The 3,844-nt window shown below is 60.4% G+C and carries 2 protein-coding genes; one reads left to right on the top strand and one right to left on the bottom strand.

The window, feature by feature from the left end; all coding sequences use genetic code 11:
* Positions 1-3,197 (bottom strand): DUF1549 domain-containing protein (locus ABX749_RS25265; protein WP_372898445.1); only part of this gene is annotated, 3,197 nt, incomplete at its 3' end.
* Between the two features lie 33 nt (positions 3,198-3,230).
* On the opposite strand from ABX749_RS25265, the gene ABX749_RS25270 reads away from it, so the two are divergent.
* Positions 3,231-3,383 (top strand): hypothetical protein, encoded by a 153-nt coding sequence (locus ABX749_RS25270; protein ID WP_372898446.1) that lies wholly within the window; start codon positions 3,231-3,233, stop codon positions 3,381-3,383.
* The last annotated feature ends 461 nt before the right edge of the window (positions 3,384-3,844 follow it).

Consider the following 3,844-nt stretch of genomic DNA (forward strand, 5'->3'; position numbering starts at 1 on the left):
AAGTACGGGTTGTCGGCGTCGGTCATCCAGGCCGCCAGCTTTTCCCGACGAGTGCCTTCATCGGGCATTTCGCAGGGCACATCGTACGGGAAACTCGGCGGCGCGACGTCGCCGGTGCGCGCGTGGATGACCTCGCCCTGAGTCTTGTCGACCACCTTTTCATACAACGGCTTGGCGCCCTCGACGGCGGTTCCCCCGATTTTCTTGCCACCGGAGGCGGGGTCGTTTTCCAAGGCAACTTGACCGAAGAACGCGGCGAGTTCGTAGTACTGGTCTTGGGTCCAACGCTCGAACGGATGATCGTGGCATTTATTGCAATTGAATCGAATGCCCAAGAACAAGTGCGTGGTGTTTTCCATCGTGTTTTCAGGATCACGCAGCACTTTGAAGTAACTGGCCGCCGGGTTGTCTTTGTTAGAACCGGTGGCCGTCAAAATCTGTCGGGCGAACTCGTCGTAGGGACGGTTCTCCACGACGGCGTTGCGTATCCAATCGCGGAACGCCGTGCTGCCTTCGACGCCAAGAAACTTTCGATTCACCTGCAACAGGTCGGCCCACTTGTTGGTCCAGTAGTCGACATAGCCTTCGCTGCCGAGCAACTGATCGATCTTGCGGGATCGTTTCTCTTGCGTCGGCGTGTCATCGGCCAGGAAATCACGGACTTGTTCACTGGACGGCGGCAATCCGGTCAAATCCAAGGTCACGCGGCGCAGAAACGCGGCGTCGTCGCACAACTCGCTGGGCTGGACTTTAACGCGTCGCCATTTTGCGGCCACCAGCTCGTCGATTTTGCCCCAGGTTTCGTAGTCTTGATCTTGGTAGTCATCGCGATTGCCCATCACCGTCAGCGTCGTCGCGGCGTACTTGCCTTCGTAACGTGCCAAGATGGCCGCTTCACCGCGCCGGACGGCTTTCAACAATCCGCCCTTGCCCGACGAGGCGACTTCGGTATTGCCGCTATCGATAAACGCTTCACGCGTCACATCACGTGTCTTGCCATCGGCAAAATGGGCGACCAAACGCACCTGTTGCTCGGTCCCGATCGTCTGGATCACGGGGTTCTGCGGATAGATCTCCAGCTTCGTCACCCGCGCGACATCCAAGTTCAATTGGCTGCCGTCGGCGATCCAACGTCGCAGGATCGCGTGATAGGGATCGCCGTGAGCCATCAGCGCGCCGCCTTCGTGTGGCGTCAGCCCCAATGGCTTGCGGAGCATCAGTGACTGCTCGGGGGCGGCCGCGTTGATTCGTCGCGCCGCCAGGTCATCGGTCAATGCCCGCAGATCAAAAATCGGGTCATAGCCGCGGAGCGATAGCTTGAATCCGTTCTTTCCCTTTTGTGCCCCGTGACACGTTCCTTGATTGCACCCGAGTCGGCTAAGGACCGGGTTGACGTCTTGGATGAAATCGACCGCGCCGATCGATTCGCTGGGGCCTTCGGTGATCTGTGTTGCCGAAACCGTCACGGTACTTTGATGGTCACCGAGCGAAACGACCACGTTGCCGTTTCCGTCCTGGGTCGGACAGAGCAATCCGGCGGAGTTGGAAGCGACAAACGCTGGGGTTTGGAAGTTGCACGCACGCGTGACGTCCAGTGTTTCTCCGCTGGTGGTCGTGGCGGTGACGACCAATTGGACGTAGGCGTAGGGTGAATTCAGTTCGGCGGTTTGGGGTGCGACCTCGATCGATTGAATCGATTTCGGGTCCACCTCGGCTTGCCCGGCGCTGTCGAGTTTGCCGATCCAGGCTTCGGCGTCGAACCGACCCGCGATCACGTCGGCTTCGCTAGCGGCCGCCCGTTCGGCGGCCCGGAACACTTCGAAGGTTTTGTCCGGCGTGCCGTCGGCGGCGAGTCGCTGGAGTTGCCCGTTGCTGGCGGCGATGTACAGCGAGTTGTCCGGTGCGAACGCAACCGCGTAGGCCGCCGCACCGTCGATCGGGTGCAACGCCAATTGTTTGGTTTCCGACTGGCGATAAGCGTCTGCCTTTTTCTTCTCTTCGGCCGAACGATCGTTGACGCGTTTGGCGAGGATCTTTTTCAGTTCGTCGGTCAGATCACCGCTGAAGTCATACGACCACACGCGGACTTCGGACTTGCCGTCCAGGGTTGCGACCGCGGCGATGCGGGTCGCGTCGTGGTTGATCGCGACGTTGAAGATCCGCCCCGGCATCGCGGGCAGCTTGCGAATCAAATTGGCATCGTCACCGATCTTGCGGGCGGTTTCGCGGAAGATGCGATAGACCTTGGCGACGCCGTCGGCACCGCCGATCAAGATCTCGTTTCGCTCCGGGTGCATCGCGACGCTGCTCAACCCGCCCGACAGCGCCCCGGGCGTGATCGAAGTGATGTTGTCGATGAAGCGTTCCGTTTCCACCTCGGTCAATTTGCAGGACATGTCCCGTGCGACAGAAACCAGGTGCGTCCCGTCGGGCGTGAAGGCGACGTCGCGAATCCAATCGTCGTGGGCACCCTGGAAGAGCACTTGTTGACCGGTTTGGGCGTCGATCGCGCGGACCACATTGTCGGATGCACCGAAGGCGAGCTTGCTGTTGTCGGGCGACCAGCCCGCGCCGGACAGGGCGTCGTAGGTGAAGGGCACCGACAATTCCAACTCGCCGGTGTTGGGATTCCAGATTTGCACTTCACCGCGAACGCCCGGGGTGCCACCGATCGCCGCCAAGCGACTTCCGTCGGGACTGTAACGCACCGAATTGATCCGGGGACTGATTCCGATCAAGCGGCTTTGGATCGCGCCGTCCGCGGTATCGACCAGCAAGACTTCGTGGTAGCCCGCAACGGCGATCTGTTTTCCATCGGGTGAGACGTCGATCGAGGGAACCGAGGGGGCGTCGTTGTAGTGCGGTGGGTTTTCGCGACTGAACGACGGCGTGGTGTCACCCGGCGAGTCATTCGTCGCTCCTTCGGCGATCCAACGCCGCACCAATTCGACTTCGACGTCGCTGAGCGGCTGGGACGGCGGTTTGGGCATCTCGGCCACGCCATCGACCGGGGTGATTTGCGCGATCAAATAGCTTTCCTCGGGTTTGCCAGGAACGATCGCCGGCTCACCCGTCTCACCGCCGCTAACCAGGGACGCAAAGTCCGTCATCACGTACGCGCCGAGTTGCTTGGCGCCTTGATGACAACCGTAACAGTGCTGTCGGAAGATCGGATCGATTTGCTTCGAGAAACTCACCGGAGTTTCAGCGACATCCGAACCGACGAGCGCGTGAGAGAAACCAACGGACACCAGCACGAATGCGGCGGCGACCCGACCGAAGAAGAAGCGAGTTTTCACAGTGGATACCTGGGTAACAATCCCGTCGGATCCGCAGTGACCGCGCCGGTGACCCGTCGCGTGATCATTTCGAAAGGACAATGACCATTCGACGCGTCGGAAACGGAAAGTCCTGCGGAACATTCATTTCTGACGAAGGCCAGTCCGACACGAAAACACCCGAACGTGGTTAGGACGCTCCGTGTAGGTAGCCCAGGAAGGGGCAGGCGGGGGCGGAAACCCGTGCTTACGGCGAGCTTCCACTCCCTTGACTCTACTGGGAAACCCAACCATCGTCAACTTATTCGTTCAGCGATTCTGCCGGGGGGAGGGCGTTCACCTGAGCGTGTGAAAAACCAGTGCAAGCGGATGAGGGTGGAGGCCGCCTGGAAACAACGGTGGGCTCGCGGGTAATGCCACTTACTTTGGCGCCAAACGGGGGCTTTTGTTAGCGGCAGGGCGCGAGCCCTCCGGTCTTTCAAGGTCAAACCGGACGGCTCGCGCCGTTCCGCTAACGCATTCAGTGCCAAAGTTAGCGGCAGGGCGCGAGCCCTCCGGTCTTTCAA

Origin of the sequence: Stieleria sp. (assembly GCF_041595215.1) — a bacterium.
In the GTDB taxonomy this organism is placed as follows: Bacteria; Planctomycetota; Planctomycetia; order Pirellulales; family Pirellulaceae; genus Stieleria; species Stieleria magnilauensis.